The 16,822-nt window shown below is 65.5% G+C and carries 18 protein-coding genes and 1 riboswitch; of the genes, 10 read left to right on the top strand and 8 right to left on the bottom strand.

What is annotated here, in order from left to right:
• Positions 1-52: 52 nt before the first annotated feature.
• Complete coding sequence (locus tag MUK71_RS15530) at positions 53-1,021, bottom strand: helix-turn-helix transcriptional regulator (RefSeq protein ID WP_227902987.1); 969 nt, start codon at positions 1,019-1,021, stop codon at positions 53-55.
• Between the two features lie 476 nt (positions 1,022-1,497).
• Between MUK71_RS15530 and MUK71_RS15525 the strand changes: the two genes are divergently transcribed.
• Positions 1,498-2,457, top strand: coding sequence for a lantibiotic dehydratase C-terminal domain-containing protein (locus MUK71_RS15525; protein ID WP_227902986.1), 960 nt, complete (start codon positions 1,498-1,500; stop codon positions 2,455-2,457).
• Positions 2,458-2,488: 31 nt separating this feature from the next.
• Positions 2,489-2,677, top strand: coding sequence for a hypothetical protein (locus tag MUK71_RS15520; protein ID WP_227902985.1), 189 nt, complete (start codon positions 2,489-2,491; stop codon positions 2,675-2,677).
• A gap of 150 nt (positions 2,678-2,827) precedes the next feature.
• On the opposite strand, the gene MUK71_RS15515 is transcribed toward MUK71_RS15520, so the two are convergent.
• Complete coding sequence (locus MUK71_RS15515) at positions 2,828-3,385, bottom strand: NADPH-dependent FMN reductase (RefSeq protein WP_227902984.1); 558 nt, start codon at positions 3,383-3,385, stop codon at positions 2,828-2,830.
• Positions 3,386-3,542: 157 nt separating this feature from the next.
• On the bottom strand, positions 3,543-3,908 hold the full coding sequence (locus MUK71_RS15510) for a hypothetical protein (protein WP_227902983.1): 366 nt from the start codon (positions 3,906-3,908) through the stop codon (positions 3,543-3,545).
• Positions 3,909-4,331: 423 nt separating this feature from the next.
• Here MUK71_RS15510 and MUK71_RS15505 point away from each other — a divergent pair, with 423 nt between their 5' ends.
• Positions 4,332-5,666 (top strand): MFS transporter, encoded by a 1,335-nt coding sequence (locus MUK71_RS15505; protein WP_227902982.1) that lies wholly within the window; start codon positions 4,332-4,334, stop codon positions 5,664-5,666.
• Between the two features lie 64 nt (positions 5,667-5,730).
• Here the strand turns inward: MUK71_RS15505 and ald are convergent, their stop codons facing one another.
• Together ald and MUK71_RS15495 are read right to left on the bottom strand one after the other, a co-directional pair.
• Positions 5,731-6,849: an alanine dehydrogenase gene (gene ald, locus MUK71_RS15500; RefSeq protein WP_227902981.1), complete on the bottom strand. Its 1,119-nt coding sequence runs from the start codon at positions 6,847-6,849 to the stop codon at positions 5,731-5,733.
• A gap of 108 nt (positions 6,850-6,957) precedes the next feature.
• A complete protein-coding gene (locus MUK71_RS15495; protein ID WP_227902980.1) occupies positions 6,958-7,395 on the bottom strand; it encodes a helix-turn-helix domain-containing protein in 438 nt (145 codons plus the stop codon).
• Between the two features lie 139 nt (positions 7,396-7,534).
• Between MUK71_RS15495 and MUK71_RS15490 the strand changes: the two genes are divergently transcribed.
• Both MUK71_RS15490 and MUK71_RS15485 read left to right on the top strand, forming a co-directional pair.
• Positions 7,535-8,662, top strand: a complete 1,128-nt coding sequence (locus MUK71_RS15490) for an alcohol dehydrogenase catalytic domain-containing protein (protein WP_227902979.1) — start codon at positions 7,535-7,537, stop codon at positions 8,660-8,662.
• A gap of 38 nt (positions 8,663-8,700) precedes the next feature.
• Positions 8,701-9,765, top strand: coding sequence for an alpha/beta hydrolase (locus MUK71_RS15485; protein WP_227928254.1), 1,065 nt, complete (start codon positions 8,701-8,703; stop codon positions 9,763-9,765).
• A 19-nt stretch (positions 9,766-9,784) separates the two neighbouring features.
• Here MUK71_RS15485 and aceB read toward each other — a convergent pair whose 3' ends face one another.
• Positions 9,785-11,383: a malate synthase A gene (gene aceB, locus MUK71_RS15480; protein WP_227902977.1), complete on the bottom strand. Its 1,599-nt coding sequence runs from the start codon at positions 11,381-11,383 to the stop codon at positions 9,785-9,787.
• Positions 11,384-11,555: 172 nt separating this feature from the next.
• Entirely contained in the window at positions 11,556-12,188 is a 633-nt protein-coding gene (locus MUK71_RS15475; RefSeq protein ID WP_227928256.1) for an RNA polymerase sigma factor, read from the bottom strand.
• 350 nt (positions 12,189-12,538) lie between these two features.
• Between MUK71_RS15475 and MUK71_RS15470 the strand changes: the two genes are divergently transcribed.
• Genes MUK71_RS15470 through MUK71_RS15450 form a run of 5 tightly spaced genes read left to right on the top strand, consistent with a single transcriptional unit; the run spans position 12,539 to position 14,846 of the window.
• Positions 12,539-12,973 carry an Asp23/Gls24 family envelope stress response protein gene (locus MUK71_RS15470; protein WP_227903056.1) on the top strand — a complete coding sequence of 145 codons (435 nt, stop codon included), beginning with the start codon at positions 12,539-12,541 and terminating at the stop codon, positions 12,971-12,973.
• Between the two features lie 30 nt (positions 12,974-13,003).
• Positions 13,004-13,183, top strand: coding sequence for a hypothetical protein (locus MUK71_RS15465; protein WP_244802797.1), 180 nt, complete (start codon positions 13,004-13,006; stop codon positions 13,181-13,183).
• Positions 13,180-13,584, top strand: coding sequence for an alkaline shock response membrane anchor protein AmaP (locus MUK71_RS15460; RefSeq protein ID WP_227928258.1), 405 nt, complete (start codon positions 13,180-13,182; stop codon positions 13,582-13,584). Before MUK71_RS15465 ends, MUK71_RS15460 begins: the two co-directional genes overlap by 4 nt.
• The gene (locus MUK71_RS15455; protein WP_227928260.1) at positions 13,581-14,195 is read left to right on the top strand and encodes a DUF6286 domain-containing protein; all 615 of its coding nucleotides are present in this window, start codon (positions 13,581-13,583) and stop codon (positions 14,193-14,195) included. Before MUK71_RS15460 ends, MUK71_RS15455 begins: the two co-directional genes overlap by 4 nt.
• 39 nt (positions 14,196-14,234) lie before the next feature.
• A complete protein-coding gene (locus MUK71_RS15450) occupies positions 14,235-14,846 on the top strand; it encodes an alkaline shock response membrane anchor protein AmaP (RefSeq protein WP_227928262.1) in 612 nt (203 codons plus the stop codon).
• On the opposite strand, the gene cycA is transcribed toward MUK71_RS15450, so the two are convergent.
• A complete protein-coding gene (gene cycA / locus MUK71_RS15445) occupies positions 14,843-16,330 on the bottom strand; it encodes a D-serine/D-alanine/glycine transporter (protein WP_227928263.1) in 1,488 nt (495 codons plus the stop codon). The genes MUK71_RS15450 and cycA overlap by 4 nt on opposite strands.
• Before the next feature lie 289 nt (positions 16,331-16,619).
• Positions 16,620-16,727, top strand: a riboswitch (glycine riboswitch).
• The last annotated feature ends 95 nt before the right edge of the window (positions 16,728-16,822 follow it).

The raw sequence follows: 16,822 nt of genomic DNA, 5'->3' as shown, positions 1-16,822 counted from the left end.
GAGCAGGGGTGTCGGACCGGCCCATAAAAGGTGCCACCTCCGGCAGGACCGACTAAATCCAGCCCGCTTTGTGTGCCTTGATCCCGGCCTGGAACCGGCTTTCGGCGCCCAGTTCCTCCAGCATCCAGGCGATGTGCCGGCGGCAGGTCCGGACGCTGATGCCGACCCGGCGCGCAATGGCCTCGTCCGAATGCCCCGCGGCCAGGGCGGTGAGAACCGAGCGCTGCGTGCTGGTGAGTTCCTCCCGGCCCGGGCTTTCGGTGAGGAAGGGCTCCGCCAGCCCCCAGGCGAACTCAAAGAGCAGGCTGAAAATGCGGATCAGGTTGGGATCCCGTACTACCAGCCCTGCCATGTCGCCGGGATGGAGCTGCCGGGCCACCACTGCCACTTTTTCATCGAAGATCAGGGTGCGCAGGGGCATATAGGGCAGCGTGCGGAATTGTCCGCCCGCTTCGGTGATGGTTTCCACGGCCTTGCGGGTGGGAACGTGGTCCCGGGTGCTGGAATGGTAAAGCGTCTGGCGCCGGACGCCGCTGCGCAGCAGATCCAGGTCCTTTTGCACACTGTCCTCGTGAATGTCGGCATTGGCGCCCTGCCCCGGGCGCGCAATCAGAACGCGGTCCGTGGCACTGCGACCGTATTCGATGAGCACGCGCTGGACCTTCTCCTGGTCCTCCACCACTTCCACCGAGGAATCCGCGGCAAGACGCTTGCGGGCCTCGGCATAGGCCGGCGTCAGTGCGGCCATTTCCCGGCGTCGGGCATTGATTCTTCCGCGTAGTTCCAACAGCGCCCGCTCGTCCGGATCCACCAGTTCAGCAAGGGCCACCTCCGGGGAAACGGCCGTGTAGCTGGGGCAGTCCGCAGCCTGCTTGAGCAGCAGGCAGCGCGAGGTGAGCTCCGCTATTGCGGCATCGATGACCCGGCTCGTATACCCCAGGGCTTCCGATGCCTCTTCAGCCGTCCACCCCGGACGGCTGACGGCAAATCGGTAAACATCCAGAGAAGCATGAGACAGCACGGCGGATCCTTTCAATGCAGCAAGCTGACCTCCCCCATGCACACCCTACCCAGCGGGCGGCAAGTGTGGGCCGCTCGTGACGAAAGTGTTTTGTGTCTACAACACACTAGGAAATGTTGGACATGGCCGGTTAATGCCACCATACGCACCCGGCTCGTCCATCCGCAGGAGGGCCGCTAATACGCCGCACTGCCACAGAAATCGGAGAAAAAACGGCTGACCCGTGTGCCGGAAGCGGACATGTCCGGAACCGGGCACCGGAGGGTATTTACAGTCCGCGTGACCGCGGGGGAAGCTTTCGGAGTCAATCAAGGCGCCGGCTGAGCTTCAGCCAGAAGAGACACAAGGGGGATAGCCATCATGATGAAGAGCTGGGATTGGTTCTAACCGTCGGCCCCAATTGGGCTGACCACAGATAACAACAATGCAAGGCCGCTCCAGCGGCGGTAACCAATACCCCGAGGGGAAAGACGCTTATGAGTCAGCTAGCTGCAGTTCGACCAGCCTCACGGACGCAAACCGGCACTCATTGGTGGTCTCTCTCCATCCACACCGGGGGCTTCGATGTAGCGGACGGCATCATTGGAGAGCTGGTTACCCCGCTGGCGGCTCAGGCCCAGATCCTGGGCGCGCAGCGCTGGTATTACACCCGATGTGCCGACCCGGCCCACGCTCACGTAAAGCTGAAAGTGTTGGCCGGCATGGACACCCTGGACCGGCTGCAGTCGCTGTTGGCGGCGCTGCAGGACCAGTCCAGCGGTGTTCTGGGCCATCTGGAAACCAGCCACCAGATCACCGAACCCGCTACGGACCGGTTGAGCCCCGGCGGCGGTGAACCGCAGGACCCCCGCGTGGAGGCGGACCTGGCCAAGTACGGCGGCGTGGAGGGCCTGTCCCTCGCCGAAGAGGTTTTTGAGCTTTCCTCGGATCTGGCCAGCTGGGCAACGGCACGCTTTCCCAAGGTCCAGAACCGCTGGGCCCTCGGGTCACTGCTGCTTTTCGATGCAGCGCGGAGCATGATGAAGGGCCCGCGGGCATCGGCCTGGCCGGACCGCCGGAGGCTCTCCTGGGACTACTACTGGGACAGCCACCTGCGTAGCTGCACCGCCGGATTCGGCCCGCGCGCAGCGGGTGTGCGCCAGGCAATGTCGGTGCAGGTGGGCGCCAAGGTGATGCCGACCCACCGGCTGATGGCGGCGACGGCGGCGGAATCGGCCGTCGAAAACTGGCGGCGCCGCTGGTTCCGGGGAATCGATACCTACCTGTACCGGGCGGACAAGGCCCGGCTTAGCCGAAGCGCACAGCACCTGACTGTCTATCAGGCACACATGCTCCTGAACCGGCTCGGTCTGAGCCTGCGCGAGGAAGCTGCCATGGGACTGTACGCACGCACATGGAGCCCTGAACGCGAATCGGTTCTGCTCGACAAGCGCTGATCCGGCGCATCAAGGGAAGGGGGCCCGTACCGTGGCCGATCAAGAAGAGGTAGTTGTTGCGCAGGCCCATGAGCTGGGCTCAGTGCTGGGCTGTTCCGAAGATGTACTTGCCGATATGAGGGACAGCGGCGTCCTTGAACCCTTTGGGGAGGCATGGAATGTCGGCCCGGCGCGGGAGTACCTGCGCGACGCAGCCTGGGCCGACCAGGTCTGGTACTAAGGGCCTGGTACTAGGCGGGGCAACGCGTAGAAGGTAGAACGTAGAACAGGGAAGGGACGGACCGGTACCGGTCCGTCCCTTCCCTGTTGTGCGGGTGCTGACTGCTCTCCGCCGGGATTCTCCTGGACGGCGGGAACTAGACGGCGGAAACTAGACGGCGGAAACAGAGGCGTCGGCCAGCACGCGGAGGGCTTCGTCCAGCTGGGCCACGGTCTCTGCATCGTCCTTCGGGTGCAGTTCGGCGTAACGGGTTACCGAGCTGCCGATGGCCAGGCGTACTTCCTCGACCACGCGGGCGCCGGCGATTCCCACCGACTTGCGGGCATCATCCTGGGCCCAAACGCCGCCGTACTGGCCGAAGGCAGCGCCGATAACCGCGGTGGGCATTCCGGAGATGGGGCTGGCGCCAAACGGACGGGACAGCCAGTCGATGGCGTTCTTGAGGACGGCCGGCATGGTCCCGTTGTACTCGGGGCTGATCAGCAGCAGGCCGTCGGAGGCGGCGGCAGCGTTGCGAAGGGCCTGTGCCGTCTCGGGAATAGTTCCCTCGGCGTCAATGTCTTCGTTGTAGAAGGGGATCTCGCCAAGCCGGTCAAAGATCTGAACCTCGACGCCTTCCGGGGCGCCCGCTGCGGCAGTTTCGGCGAGCTGGCGGTTAACGGAACCGGCGCGCAGGCTGCCGACGAGGGTCAAGATTGTGGTGCTCAAGGTTGGAACTCCTGTCTGGCCGCGCACTCTGACTGGGGCGCGGACACGAATAACGTTTCAACCCCCTAAACGGGCCAGCACGGAAATTTATTCCCGAAAGGGCTTGCATTTACCGCACGAAGGGTGACGGGAAGTCCCGACCGGGTGGGACGCCGGGCTAGGGCCGGCGGTTCCCGGTCCCGTCCGGCCGGTCGAGCCGCAGGGAGGAAATCAGGGAGCGAAGCGCCTTGCGCAGCTCCTGGCTGTCCTCGGCGTCGAGTGTTATTTCGGCCTCCGCCAGCTTTGCGCACTCAATGACCTGACGGCCTGCGTCAGTGATGCACCACAGGCCCTGCCCGTTACGCGAGGCGTACCCCGAGGAATGCAGGGACGCCAGGTCACTGTCCAGGGAAGCCGGCTGCCCGGTGGTGGCGGCAAGGGCGGTGTCATCGGCTGTGGACAGGGCGAGGCGGTTGAGCAGGGAATACCGGTCGCGGGTGAGGTCAAACCGTTCCAGCACACTGTCGGAGGCTAGATGGGTCACGTGGGCAGCTGCCGACAGTAGGCGAGGAAAGTATCCGGGAGCGGGTGCGGGGTCCTGCGCGGGACCATCAGTGTCCGGCATCTGCGGCTCGTTGTCCGGAGCGGTGCCCGACGCGGTGCCCGGTTCGTTGTTCACAGTGCCCGTAACCGGGTGCGGTGGCCGGCGGGGCAGGCCGGGGCGGGAAATGCACCGGGAAGAAACCTTCGGGGTGCGTCAGCAGGGCAGACGTGGGAGTACGGCACGGATTCCTCGTGAAGGCAGGGTACGGGAGAGGCAAAGACCTTCGGCCACGTCTTGACCAAGGGAAATAGTAGAGCGAAACCGCTCTCCCCGCCAATCGCTCCATCCGGGCCGCAGCGGCGGAAACTGACACAGATTGACATCGAATCTGTATGTGGCCCTTCTCTCAGTTAGCGTTATCTGATGCACATCAAGGACCGGATCGAAGAAGCCCGGATGAGTCCCCGGCAGGTGGCCATCATTGCCATCTGCACCATGCTGTACATGATCGACGGATTTGACGTTCTGGTCATGGCATTCACTGCCAGCCACGTGGAGGCGGAGTGGGGGCTGAACGGCGCGCAACTGGGCTACCTGCTGAGCGCCGCACTGGTGGGAATGGCCGTCGGGTCGATCTTCGTCTCGACCGTGGCCGACATTATCGGCCGGCAGAAGACCCTGCTGATCGGCGTCTGCATCGTTGCCCTCGGCATGCTGGCCTCCTTCTTTGCCCCCAGCTATGCCGTGCTGGTGGCCCTGCGTTTTGTGACCGGCATAGCCATTGGAACCCTGCAGGCAACCATCAATGTTTTTGCCTCCGAGTTCTCCAACGCCAAGCGCCGCTCCACGGCGCTGGCCATTGTCAGCATCGGCCAGCCGATCGGCGGTGTTCTTGGCGGCATAGTCACCGGGGTGCTGATCAGCCAGTACGGCTGGCGGTCAGCGTTTATGTTCGGCGCCGTCGTGACCTTCCTGATGATTCCGCTGGTGATGAAGGTCTTCCCGGAATCCGTGGACTATCTGCTGGTACGGCGCCCGGCCGGTGCCTTGGAACGGGTCAACCGGAGCCTGCGTGCCATTGGCCAGCCCGCCGTGGACGTGCTGCCCGAACGGGTGCACCAGCAGCATCACAAGTCCCGCTTTGCGGACATCCTCACCGGTTACAACGCCCGGCGCACCATCCTGCTGGCGCTGGCCTACTTCATCCTGATGGCCAGCTTCTACTTCGCGAACTCGTGGACGCCTAAACTGATCACCGCCAGCGGCTTCTCGGCCCAGGACGGGATCAATGCCGGCATTCTCTTCAGCGTGGGCGCCATCGTGGGCGCGGTCATGCTGGGCCTGTTTGGGGCCCGCTTCCCCATGCGGAAGGTGCTGGCCGTCTTCTTCGTGATCGGTGCGGCAACGTTTGTGGTGTTCGCCAATTCCACTACCGGTTCACTCGGCTGGGCACTGTTTGCCGCGGCGCTGGTGGGCTTCGGGTCCAATGCGCCCATCGCCGGCATGCTGGCCATCAGCCCCACCTACTACACCAGTGACGTGCGCGGCACTGCGCTGGGACTGGTGATTGGTATGGGTCGGGTGGGTGCCATCGTGTCCCCGATCCTGGCCGGTGCCCTGATCGACGGCGGCTGGACCCCCGGCGACCTGTACTTCCTGTTCGTGATTCCCATGGCGCTGGGCGCCGTCGTCATCTCGCTGCTGGGCAAGCCGGTGCTGCGCGGACCCGCCGCCAAGGCGGACATCCCGGTCCACTAAGGCCGCACGCGAAGGCGCCGCACGGTTCTGTTTCCGGGACGGAAGCAGAACCGTGCGGCGGAGCCTAGGAGTTGACCAGTTCAGGCCAGTCCGAAGCCAGCTCAAGGCCATGTGCCGCGGACACGGAGGAGTGGGTGACCCGTCCGCCGGCGATATTCAGGCCGTGGGCCAGCTCGGGATACCGCTCGAAAGCGCCGGTGACGCCGCGGTCAGCCAGGGCCACTGCGTAGGGCAGCGTCACATTGGTCAGGGCATAGGTGGACGTGTTCGGCACTGCGCCGGGCATATTTGCCACGCAGTAGAACAGCGATCCGTGCACCCGGAACGTCGGTTCCTCGTGTGTGGTGGGGTGGCTGTCCTCGAAGCAGCCGCCCTGGTCCACGGCGATATCCACCAGGACACTGCCGGGTTTCATCCGTGCCACCATGGCATTGGTGACCAGCTTGGGGGCCTTGGCACCGGGGATCAGCACGGAGCCGATCACGAGGTCCGCGTCCAGCACGGCACGCTCGATTTCAAACGCGTTGGATGCCACGGTTTTGATCCGCCCGGCGTACTGGGCATCAAGTTCGCGCAACCGGTCAATATTGATGTCCAGCACGGTGACGTCGGCATGGGCGCCGACGGCGGCCGCAGCGGCATTGGTGCCGGCGACTCCGGCGCCCAGCACCACCACCTTGGCGGGACGGACTCCCGGCACGCCGCCCAGCAGCAGCCCGGGACCGCCGGCGGGAGCCATCAGGGACTGGGCTCCGACCTGGACCGAGAGCCGCCCGGCAACTTCGGACATGGGGGCAAGCAGTGGCAGGGCCCTGCCGCGCTGCACGGTTTCATACGCAATGGCGGTGACACCGGATTCCAGCAGGACAGAGGTCAGTTCCGCCTCCGCAGCGAGGTGCAGGTAGGTGAAGAGAATGAGGCCCGGCCGGAAATGGCGGTATTCGGAGGCGATGGGTTCCTTCACCTTGAGGATCATGGCGGCCTGGGACCAGACGTCGTCGGCTGAGTCCAGGATCCGCGCTCCGGCCGCGGCATACTCCGCGTCGGAAATATTTGAACCGGTGCCGGCACCGCTTTGTACCAGCACCTCATGGCCGTGGGTAAGGAGCTCGTGCACTCCCGAGGCAGTGATTGCTACGCGGAATTCATTGTTCTTGATTTCCTTGGGGATACCGATGATCACAGTATTGCTCCGTCAGTAGGGTCAGCCGGCGGGGTGTCCGCCGACACAGCCCCAGCATAGATCCCCGGGCACCGTTGCGGGCATATGCGTCCGCTGCCGGTTGGCGGCTCAGCTGTCCGTTCCGCCCGGGCCGGCGGTTTCGCGCGCCGCTTTGGCGGCACTTTGGGATTCAAGCCAGGCCTGGATGTCTTCCATCCGGATGCGGCGGTGCGAACCGCGGTACTGCACCGGGATGATGCCGGCGTCGGTCAGGTTCCGCAGGTAGGTGTGTGAAATTCCGGCGGCGGCGGCGGCCTGCGAGGTGGTCAGCAGCGGCACCGGCCCGGCAGGAAGGGGCGGGTCCGCAGGAGCCGGGGTGGAGATCTTGACGGCATCGCCCCGGGCCAGGCGGGAGAGCAGCTCCAGCACCGCGTCCCTGGCTGCGTCCGGAAGCCGCAGGGCGGTCCCGTCCACAAAGACGGTCACATCCCCGGCGGCCAGGGCACGCTTTAAGGCAAGGGTGTCTTTGTCCGGCAGTGCCGGTACGGTCGCGGAACTCTCACTCATGACTTCATCTTGCCAAAGGATTCCGGCACCGGTGCCCATCCGGGGCGTGTTGGAACGTGCCGGACGTGGTGGAATAAGGCTGTCGGTGCGGAAACCGCCGGACCGGACAGGCGCGGCAGGAATCTTCGAAGGAGAGTTCATGGGTATCGAGGGCACCAGGTCCATCCGGGGAGCGGTCCTCGAAACCATGGGCGCCGAGCGCCCCTACGCCCGTTCCCGGCCCGTAGCTGTGCGGGACTTGGAACTCGATCCGCCGGGGCCGGGGGAGATCCTGGTGCGCATCGAGGCGGCCAGCCTGTGCCACTCGGACCTGTCGGTGGTGAACGGCAGCCGGGTGCGGCCCTTGCCCATGCTGCTCGGGCATGAAGCGGCGGGCAGGGTGGAGGAGCTGGGCGACGGCGTTCAGGATCTCAGTGTGGGGCAGCGGGTAGTGATGGCCTTCCTGCCGCGCTGCGGCGACTGCGCGGGCTGCCGGACGGACGGCAAAATGCCCTGCATTCCCGGCAGCGCGGCCAATAACGCCGGCACGCTTCTTGGGGGCGGGATGCGGCTGCGTTACCCCGACGGCGGGGAAGTGCGTCACCATCTGGGCGTTTCCGGCTTCGCGACCCACGCGGTGGTCAACCGGAAGTCCGTGGTGCCGGTGGAGGACGATATTCCGCCTCAGGTAGCCGCCCTGCTGGGCTGCGCCGTCCTTACCGGCGGCGGAGCCGTGCTGAACCCCGCGCGTCCGGGCCGGGACGACGACGTCGCAATAGTCGGGCTCGGAGGGGTGGGCATGGCAGCCCTCCTGACGGCGCTGTCGCTGGATGTCCGCACGGTCATCGGCATTGATGCACTGCCGGAGAAACTCATCCGGGCCAAGGAACTGGGCGCTGACGCGGTGTATACCCCGCAGGAGGCGATTGAGGCCGGCATCCGCCCGGCGCTGGTGATCGAGGCAGCCGGGCATCCCCGGGCCTTTGAAACAGCGGTGCGGATCACTGCGCCCGGCGGCACCACCGTGACAGTGGGCCTTCCCGGCCCGGACCAGACCTCGGAGATCACTCCGCTCACCTTGACGGCCGAGGCCAGGACCATCATCGGCAGCTACCTCGGTTCTGCCGTGCCTGCACGCGATATTCCGGTGTATGCACAGCTCTGGCGGGAGGGAAAACTTCCGGTGGAGGAACTGGTCTCCTCCACGATCGCCCTGGAGGACATCAACGCTGCCATGGACACCCTTGCGGACGGCCACGCGATCCGCCAGGTGATTCTTTTTGACTAGCGGAACCGGACTCCCGGCCGGGAACGTGGCGGCACAGAATGAATGAGTCCGCGGACGGGATCCCGGCGGCGCAGGAGTGGCGTCCGGACATTCTGGGGGAGGGGTTCGAGCAGCTGACCATGCCCCTCCCCGGTGGTTCGGTGGCCACGCTTGTGCGTTACGTCCCGCCGGAGCCCCATCCCCGCGGGCCGGCGCCGGCGGCGGATTCCGGGAGCCCGGACGCCGTCCCTGCCGATGTGCTGTATGTACACGGCTGGTCGGACTACTTTTTCCAGACCGAACTGGCCCGCTACTGGGCGGGCCGTGGAGCGCGCTTCTTCGCAGTGGACCTGCACAATTACGGGCGCAGCCTGCGGCCGGGCCAGGAACCCGGCTTTACCCGGAGCCTCGCGGAGTATGACCCGGATCTGGAGGCTGCACTGCTGGCCATGGGCCAGGACCGGCCGGACGCAGCCCCGCTCATCCTGCTTGGGCACTCCACCGGCGGGCTGACGCTGGCCACCTGGGTGTACCGGCATCCGGGACGGGCGGCTGCCCTGATCCTGAACAGTCCCTGGCTGGAATTCCAGGCCACCGAACTGGCCCGCCGCGTGATGTCTCCGCTGGTGAGCCTTCAGGCGCAGCGCCGGCCCCGCACTCTGTTCCCTCCGGTGGATCAGGGGATTTACACCCGGACCGTCTCCGCAGCGTTTGGCGGGGAATGGCACTACAACACGGACTGGCGCCCGGTCCGCGGGTTTCCCGTTACCGTGGCGTTTTTGGATGCCGTCTTTTCAGCCCAGGCAACCGTGGCGGACGGGCTCCGGCTGGAGGTGCCCGTGCTGGTGCTGCTCTCGGACAAGAGTTACCTGCACCCGAGGTGGTCCGAGGCAGCGGAACGCGCCGACGTCGCCCTCGATGTAAACGTGGTGGCCCACCGGGCACTGTCGCTCGGTTCCGCGGTGAGCGTGGTGCGGATTGCCAACGCCATGCATGACGTGTTCCTGTCCGCACCGGCGGTGCGGGCGCAGGCCTATGCGGCGATTACCCGCTGGAGCAGCGGCTACCTTCGGGTCCCGCCGCAAAGCGGCAGGACCCGAAGCTCGCTCACACCGCCGGGGTGAACCGTGACGGTGTGCCCGGCTAGTCGATCAGCTCGTATGCAGGCAGGGTCAGGAAGTCCGGGTAGTCCTCGGAGAGGCTGATCTCGCCGATCATGCGGCTGGCCGGTTCGAAGTACGCCGTGAACATTTCCTCGGAGACCTCACCGCGCAGGCGTTCGGTTTCCTCGGCAAGGATCCGGCTGACCAGTTCCTCCGTCACCGTGTCGCCGGTGTCCTCAAGCACCACGTTGTTGCGAACCTGCTGCCAGACCTGGGACCTGGAAATCTCCGCCGTCGCAGCGTCTTCCATCAGGTTGCGGATGGCCACTGCACCGTTGCCGGAAAGCCAGATGGCCACGTAGTTGACAGCCACGTAGAGGTTTGACCGCAGTCCGGCCTCGGTGATGGATCCGCCGGCGGTGCTGACATCCAGCAGGTCCGCAGCGCTGACCGAAACATCGTCCCGCTGCCGGTCCACCTGGTTGGGCTTCTCGCCCAGCACGCCGTCGAAAACGTCCTTGCAGGTGGCAACCAGGTCCGGGTGTGCCACCCAGGAGCCGTCGAAACCGTCGCCGGCTTCGCGGGTCTTGTCCGCCTTGACCTTGTCCAGGGCGGCGGCAGTGGTTTCCGGTTCGCGGCGGTTCGGGATGAACGCGGCCATGCCGCCCATCGCGAAGGCGCCGCGGCGGTGGCAGGTCTTCACCAGCAGCTCGGTGTAGGCGCGCATAAACGGTGCCGTCATGGTGACGTCGGCGCGGTCGGGCAGCAGGAAGGACTTTCCGGCGTCACGGAAGACCTTGATCATGCTGAACAGATAATCCCAGCGGCCGGCGTTCAGGCCCGAGGCATGGTCACGGAGTTCGTAGAGGATCTCGTCCATCTCGAATGCCGCCGGGATGGTCTCGATGAGCACCGTGGCCCGGACCGATCCCTGGGGTACGCCCACGTACTCTTCGGCGAAGGTAAAGATGTCATTCCAGAGCCGGGCTTCGAGGTGGCTCTCCATTTTGGGCAGGTAGTAGTACGGGCCCTGGCCGTTTTCGAGCAGCTGCTTGGCATTGGCGAAGAAGTGCAGGCCAAAGTCCACCAATGCGCCCACGGCGGGTTCGCCGTCGATCAGTACGTGCTTCTCCGGCAGGTGCCAGCCGCGCGGGCGCATCACGACGACGGCGAGCGGGGCATCCGTGCGCAGCTTGTATTCCTTGCCCTCGGGGGACGTGAAGGAAAGGTCTCCCCGGGCGGCGTGGTAGAGGTTCACCTGCGAATCCACCACGTTGTGCCAGGTGGGGGTGCAGGCATCCTCGAGGTCGGCAAGCCACACCTTCGCGCCGGAGTTCAGCGCGTTGATGGCCATCTTGGCGGGGGAGGCCGGGCCGGTCATTTCCACGCGCCGGTCCTGCAGTGCGGCCGGGGCCTCGGCTACCTTCCAGTCTCCGCTGCGAACCTCGGCGGTTTCGGGCAGGAAGTCCAGCTTGCCCGAGGCGGCAACCTCGCGGCGGCGGACGGTGCGGGCAGCGAGGCGCTCGTCGCGGGTGCTGCGGAAGCGGCGGTGGAGTTCCTCGATGAATTCCAGTGCCTCGGGGGTCAGGATCTGCTCCGCTCCCTCTGCGGGTGAGGGGTCGGTTACTTCAATGGCCATGATGGTTCTCCCTGTCGACAATGCCTGTGGGGCGGGTGCGGGTGCAGCAACGGGGCCGCGGCGGTCCGTGATGAACCGCCAACCCTACACTTTCTTCCGTATCGTGGATATTATTATCTGTGGAGTGGAATTACAAGGGTAAATGTGTCCTGTGACCCAGCATTACCGGTGCCTACTTCCACTCCGTCATAGCCGCTGCCAGGTGTTCCCGCGCCCGTGCCAGCCGCCCGCGGACCGCCTGGGGGCTGATCCTCAGGGCGGCACCAATCTCCGCGTAGCTCTGGTCATGGACTTCGCGCAGCAGCCAGCATGCCCGCTGGTCCGTCGGGAGCAGGGAGAGGGCACGCCGCAGGGTCTCGAGTTCAGCCGAGACTTCCGCGGTGCGGTGCGGGTCCGTACCGGGAAACGTGGCACGGAAGTGCGGGTCATCAGCATCCGGATCCAGCATGTCCTGCGGGTGGGAGGTGCGGCGGCGCAGGACGTCGAGGCAGCGGTTGGTGGCTGTGCGGTAAACCCATCCGCCGAACGCATCGTCGCGTTCCAATGACGGCAGCACACGCCAGCCAGCCGTGAGGGTGTCCTGCACAACGTCTTCGGCATCGCCGCGGTCCCGCAGCATGCGGTAGGCCAGCCGGAACAACCGTTCCCGGTAAAGTGTCACAAGGTATTCGAACGCCGTCAGATCGCCGCCCCTGGCCATCGCCACGAGGGAAACCTCGTTCGGGAAGCCGGTATCCGTCCCCGCCGGGCTGCGGGTGGAACCCCTCCGGTCATGTGCCGCCTGCGGCAGCTCGGATCCTGCCATGGTGTCCCTTGTCCGTCCGGCAGTGACCGGATCTGCTCCTATTTTCCCAGAGGTGCGGGCAGGGCGGAATAAGCGGCTGCCGGACCGAGGGGAAGATACCCAAATCTCAGCTGCGGCCGTGACGTTTCCCGTCCGCACACGTCATTAATCCTGTAAGGGGCGTGCGCGGTGACGCCGCAACGATCGCAGGAGAGATGATTCCCATGGCAGATCCATCGAAACCGGCCGGACCCACACCGGCAACCACCACCCCCCGGGGAGCCCAGAGCGTCCCGGACCCCTCCGGAACCGGAACCCAGGCCCGGCCCCCGGCTCCGGACCCGCAGGGACACGATCACGAGTCGTCGGGGATGGATGCCCAGCGCCGGTCCGGCCCGCTGCAGACTCCCCGGGGCGACACCACCATTGAAGAAACCGTGGTGCAGAAACTGGCCGGTATGGCCACCCGCGAAGTGCCCGGTGTCTACGCCATGGGCAACGCAGCGCGGCGGGCCTTCAGTTCCATGACCGAGCGGATCCCGGGCTCGCAGACCAACGTCAGCAACGGCGTCACAGTGGAAAAGGGAGAGCGGCAGGCAGCCGTGGATGTGAGCATCGTGGTGGAGTACGGCTTCTCCGTAGTGGAGGTCAGCCAGAGCATCCGGCGCAACGTCATCCGGTCCGTGGAAAACGCCACCGGACTGGAGGTGCTCGAAGTCAACGTGAATGTCACGGACGTACACCTGCCGGATGAACAGGATGAGAGCGGCGAGAGCGAAAACAAGCCGCCCAAGAGCCTGCAGTAACGGCAGTACAACAAGCAGAAGGAGGACTCCATGTCCGCAACGCGGTGGTGTCTGGTAATCGGGTTGGTACTGGGAATCGTGCTGGCCTTCGGCGGTTGGCTGGCGCTCCTCATTACGCTTCTCTTTGGTCTGATCGGACTCCTCGTGGGTCTGGTGGTGGACGGAAAGGTGGACGTTCAGGGGATGCTCGGCAGAGCGTCAAGCCGATGAGCATCCCATCGGCGCCGGGACGGCTGCGTCCGGCACGGGATATCAATGACCGGGGGGAAACCGTGCTGTCCCGGCGGGTGCTGGAGAAAACCGCCAGCCAGGTTGCCCGGGATGAAACCTTTGCAGGCGGCAGTTCGGGAGGCTTTCTGGGGATCGGCGCCCGGGCCGATCTGTCCGCCAGGCCGGATGCCAGTGTGGAACTGGCGGGAAATATTGCCAGTTTGAAAGTCACCGTGGGACTGCCGTATCCGATTGCCCTGCGGCAGGCTACGGAACAGCTGCGCCGCCGGATTAGCGACCGGGTCACTGAACTGACAGGTGTGGAGGTACGGCAGGTGGACATTACTGTGTCCTGGCTGAAGCCCGCCGGGACGGAGCTCTCACGCCGGAGGCTGCAATGAGCGGGAGGATTCACCCGCCGGTCTCCATGCGGCGCAGACCCAGCCGGTCCGGCCCTGCCGCGGTCACCGCCCTCCTGCTGCTGGCACTGGGGGTGGCACTGGTGTGGGCGGCAGTGGTCCGGCTGGCGGAAGGGATGTGGCCGGTCTTTTTTGCCGAGCCGCTGGTGTGGCTGTCCTCCACCTCCTGGGACAGCCCTCAGGGCTGGACCGCCGCGGTGGTCCTGCTCCTCATCGGCCTGGTCCTGCTGTTGTGCGGGATCATCCCCGGCGAATTCGGCGCCCTGCCGCTGCGGGCCAAACCCGTAAACATGCCGGGCCTGCCCGGAGCCGGGGAGTCCGGCGGGGTGCCTTCGGTGCGGGGAGGGGAAACGGTGGTGATGAGCCGGCGTGCCGTGGCGCGGCTGGCCGCGTCCACCTGCAACCACATTGACGGGGTGTCCTCCGCCTCGGCGAGTGCCTCGGGTCGAAGGGTCCATCTGGAGGTCACTACCGCGCTGCACGGCACCGCGGATCTCCAGCACTGGGTGGTGGACGGGGTGCGGTCCCGTCTTGCCGCCACCGGACTGGATCCGGTGCCGGAAGTCACCGCCTCCATCCGCTCCCGGGAATGACCCGGGAGCGGTGACGGACAAGCAGAAAGGCCAGCCTCAATGAAAGAACATGCCGGAGCGGCCAACCGGACGTGGCTGATCATCCTCGGGATACTTTTCCTTGCCGCCGGAGTGCTGGCGGTGCTTATCGCCACCGGTGTGCTGGGCGGCCTGGCCAACGCATCGGAGCCGCTGCTGGCGGACGGTGCGGAACTGCTTGCCGGCGAGTCAGCGCCGTGGGCGGTACTGCTGGCCGGCGTGGTGCTGGGCATTCTTGGCCTCTGGTGGATCCTGGCCCAGATTCCGCGCAGCCGGACGGCGGGGACCTTCCGCCTGCAGGAAGACCCGGCGCGCGGCATAACGGTCTGCGATCCGGCAGTGCTTGCGGCCGCCGTCAGCAACGAGACGGAACAGCTGCCCGGAGTGGTCTCCTCCAGCGTGCGCCTGCGGGGCACGGCAGATGAACCCGACCTGGCCATGAAGGTCACGGTGAACTCCGATGCGGACGTGCAGGGGGTCATCGCCCGGATCCAGCACGAGGTGGTTCCGCATCTGGTGACGGCACTGGAGGTACCGCTCAACACCTTCGGCCTGGAACTGGACGCCAGCAGCAAACCGGGCGCCCGGACTGACGGGGCAAGGGTCAGCTCCCGGGGCACCGTGGTGTACTAGCGGGCCCGCACCGCTTCGGCGCGCTCGCGGACCACCTTGTCCTGATGCGCCGCCACCCGCGCCTGGTGCACGGGAGTGCGGCGCAGGAATGCGTACACCACACCGAGCAGGATGAACCATAAGGGCGTTACCAACAGGGCCTGGAAGGTGTCCGGCTGGGTGGTCAGCGCCCACAGAATGAAGGCGAAGAAGGCGAACACCACGTACACCATAACGACGCCGCCCGGCAGCTTAAACTTCGACGCTTCGTGCAGCTGCGGCCGGCGCTTCCGGTAGACCAGGTAGCTGGCCAGGATGATGGACCAGACGAACATAAAGCACAGCGCGGAAATGGTGGTTACGAGTGTAAACGCGGCGCTGACGGACTCGCCGGCATACAGGAGCACGACGCCGGCGAGCAGGAAGGTGCAGGAGAAGAACAGGGCGTTTTGGGGCACCTTGCGCCGGGACAGCCGGCCGAAGGCCTGAGGGGCATCGCCGTCGTGCGCCAGGCCGAAAACCATGCGTGAGGTGGAATATATCCCCGAATTCGCGCTGGATGCCGCGGAAGTCAGCACCACGAAGTTCACTACGGCCGCAGCCGTGCCCAGTCCGGCCAGTGTGAACATCCCTACGAACGGACTTTCATCGGCGCTGAATTCGTCCCAGGGGACCACGGCCATCAGTACAACGAGGGCGCCTACGTAGAAGAGCAGGATGCGGATGGGGATGGAGTTCACGGCGCGGGGCAGGTTCTTCTCCGGGTCCTTGGTCTCCGCGGCGGCGGTTCCCACCAGTTCGATGCCCACAAAGGCGAAGACGGCTATCTGGAAGCCGGCCACAAAGCCCATGGGACCGGTGGGGAAGAAGCCGCCGTGGTCCCAGAGGTTGTTGAAGCCTGCCGTGACGCCGTCGCCGTGGGTGAAGCCGGTCAGGACCATGGCCAGGCCCACCACAATCAGGGTGAGGATAGCGATGATCTTGATCAGTGCGAACCAGAATTCGGTCTCACCGAAGGCCTTCACCGTGGGCAGGTTCAGCGCGAGCAGGACCAGTATGCAGGCCAGCGCGGGTATCCACAGCGGAGCGTTGCCCCACCAGAACGTCACATAGTGGGCAATGGCCACCACGTCCGCAATGCCGGTGACCACCCAGCAGAACCAGTAGGTCCAGCCGGTGAAAAAGCCGGCCCAGGGGCCGAGCAGGTCCGCAGAGAAATCGCTGAAGGACTTGTAATTGAGGTTCGAGAGCAGCAGTTCGCCCATGGCCCGCATAACGAAAAACAGCATGAAGCCGATGATCGCGTAAACAAAGATGACGGACGGGCCGGCAACGGAGATGGTCTTGCCCGAACCCATAAACAGGCCGGTGCCGATGGCTCCGCCGATAGCCAGCAGCTGGATGTGGCGGCTGGAGAGTGAGCGGGCAAGATGCGGCTCAGCGGAATTGTTTTGCGGCGCTGAAACAGGGCTGTCGCTCGGTGGGCGGGTAATGCGCTCAGACATCAAAATCCTTCTAATAGGCACCCGCCGGCAGCTAACCGCCGTACTCGCCTATGCCGCTCCCGGAAGGGGACAGCACCTTGCTGTTGGCGCTGCCGCCGACATTTCAGTTTGGAAGCCGCCCACTGGCCCCGTCAAATTACAGGATTGTGACGTTGCAGGTCACAGCGCTCGCGTGGGGCTGCGTACGGCCCCCGCAGCCGGGTGTGTCGAGGGGTTGAGGCCGTGCGGGCGTCGGGTTAGAGTTTGCTGTGTCACGTGCGTGTGACACCCACAAATGAACATGCCTTTATCAGCCGTGGCGGGAGAGTCCCGCCGGATGCACACGAGCATCGCGCCGGGCGCCGTAGGAGCAAACCCTCCCCGGGAATCTCTCAGGCCCCCGTACCGCCATGGCGAGGCAACTCTGGAAAGCAGCTCCGGCCACGGCCGGGACTCACCGACGGTGCAAGCGGAAGTACACCCGCGGAATCTCTCAGGTCCAATACAGAGCGG

The sequence above is a fragment of the Arthrobacter zhangbolii genome (genome assembly GCF_022869865.1).
GTDB lineage: Bacteria > Actinomycetota > Actinomycetes > Actinomycetales > Micrococcaceae > Arthrobacter_B > Arthrobacter_B zhangbolii.
The sequence above is the reverse complement of the archived record's forward strand: the minus strand, read 5'-3'. Positions and strand labels throughout refer to the sequence as shown.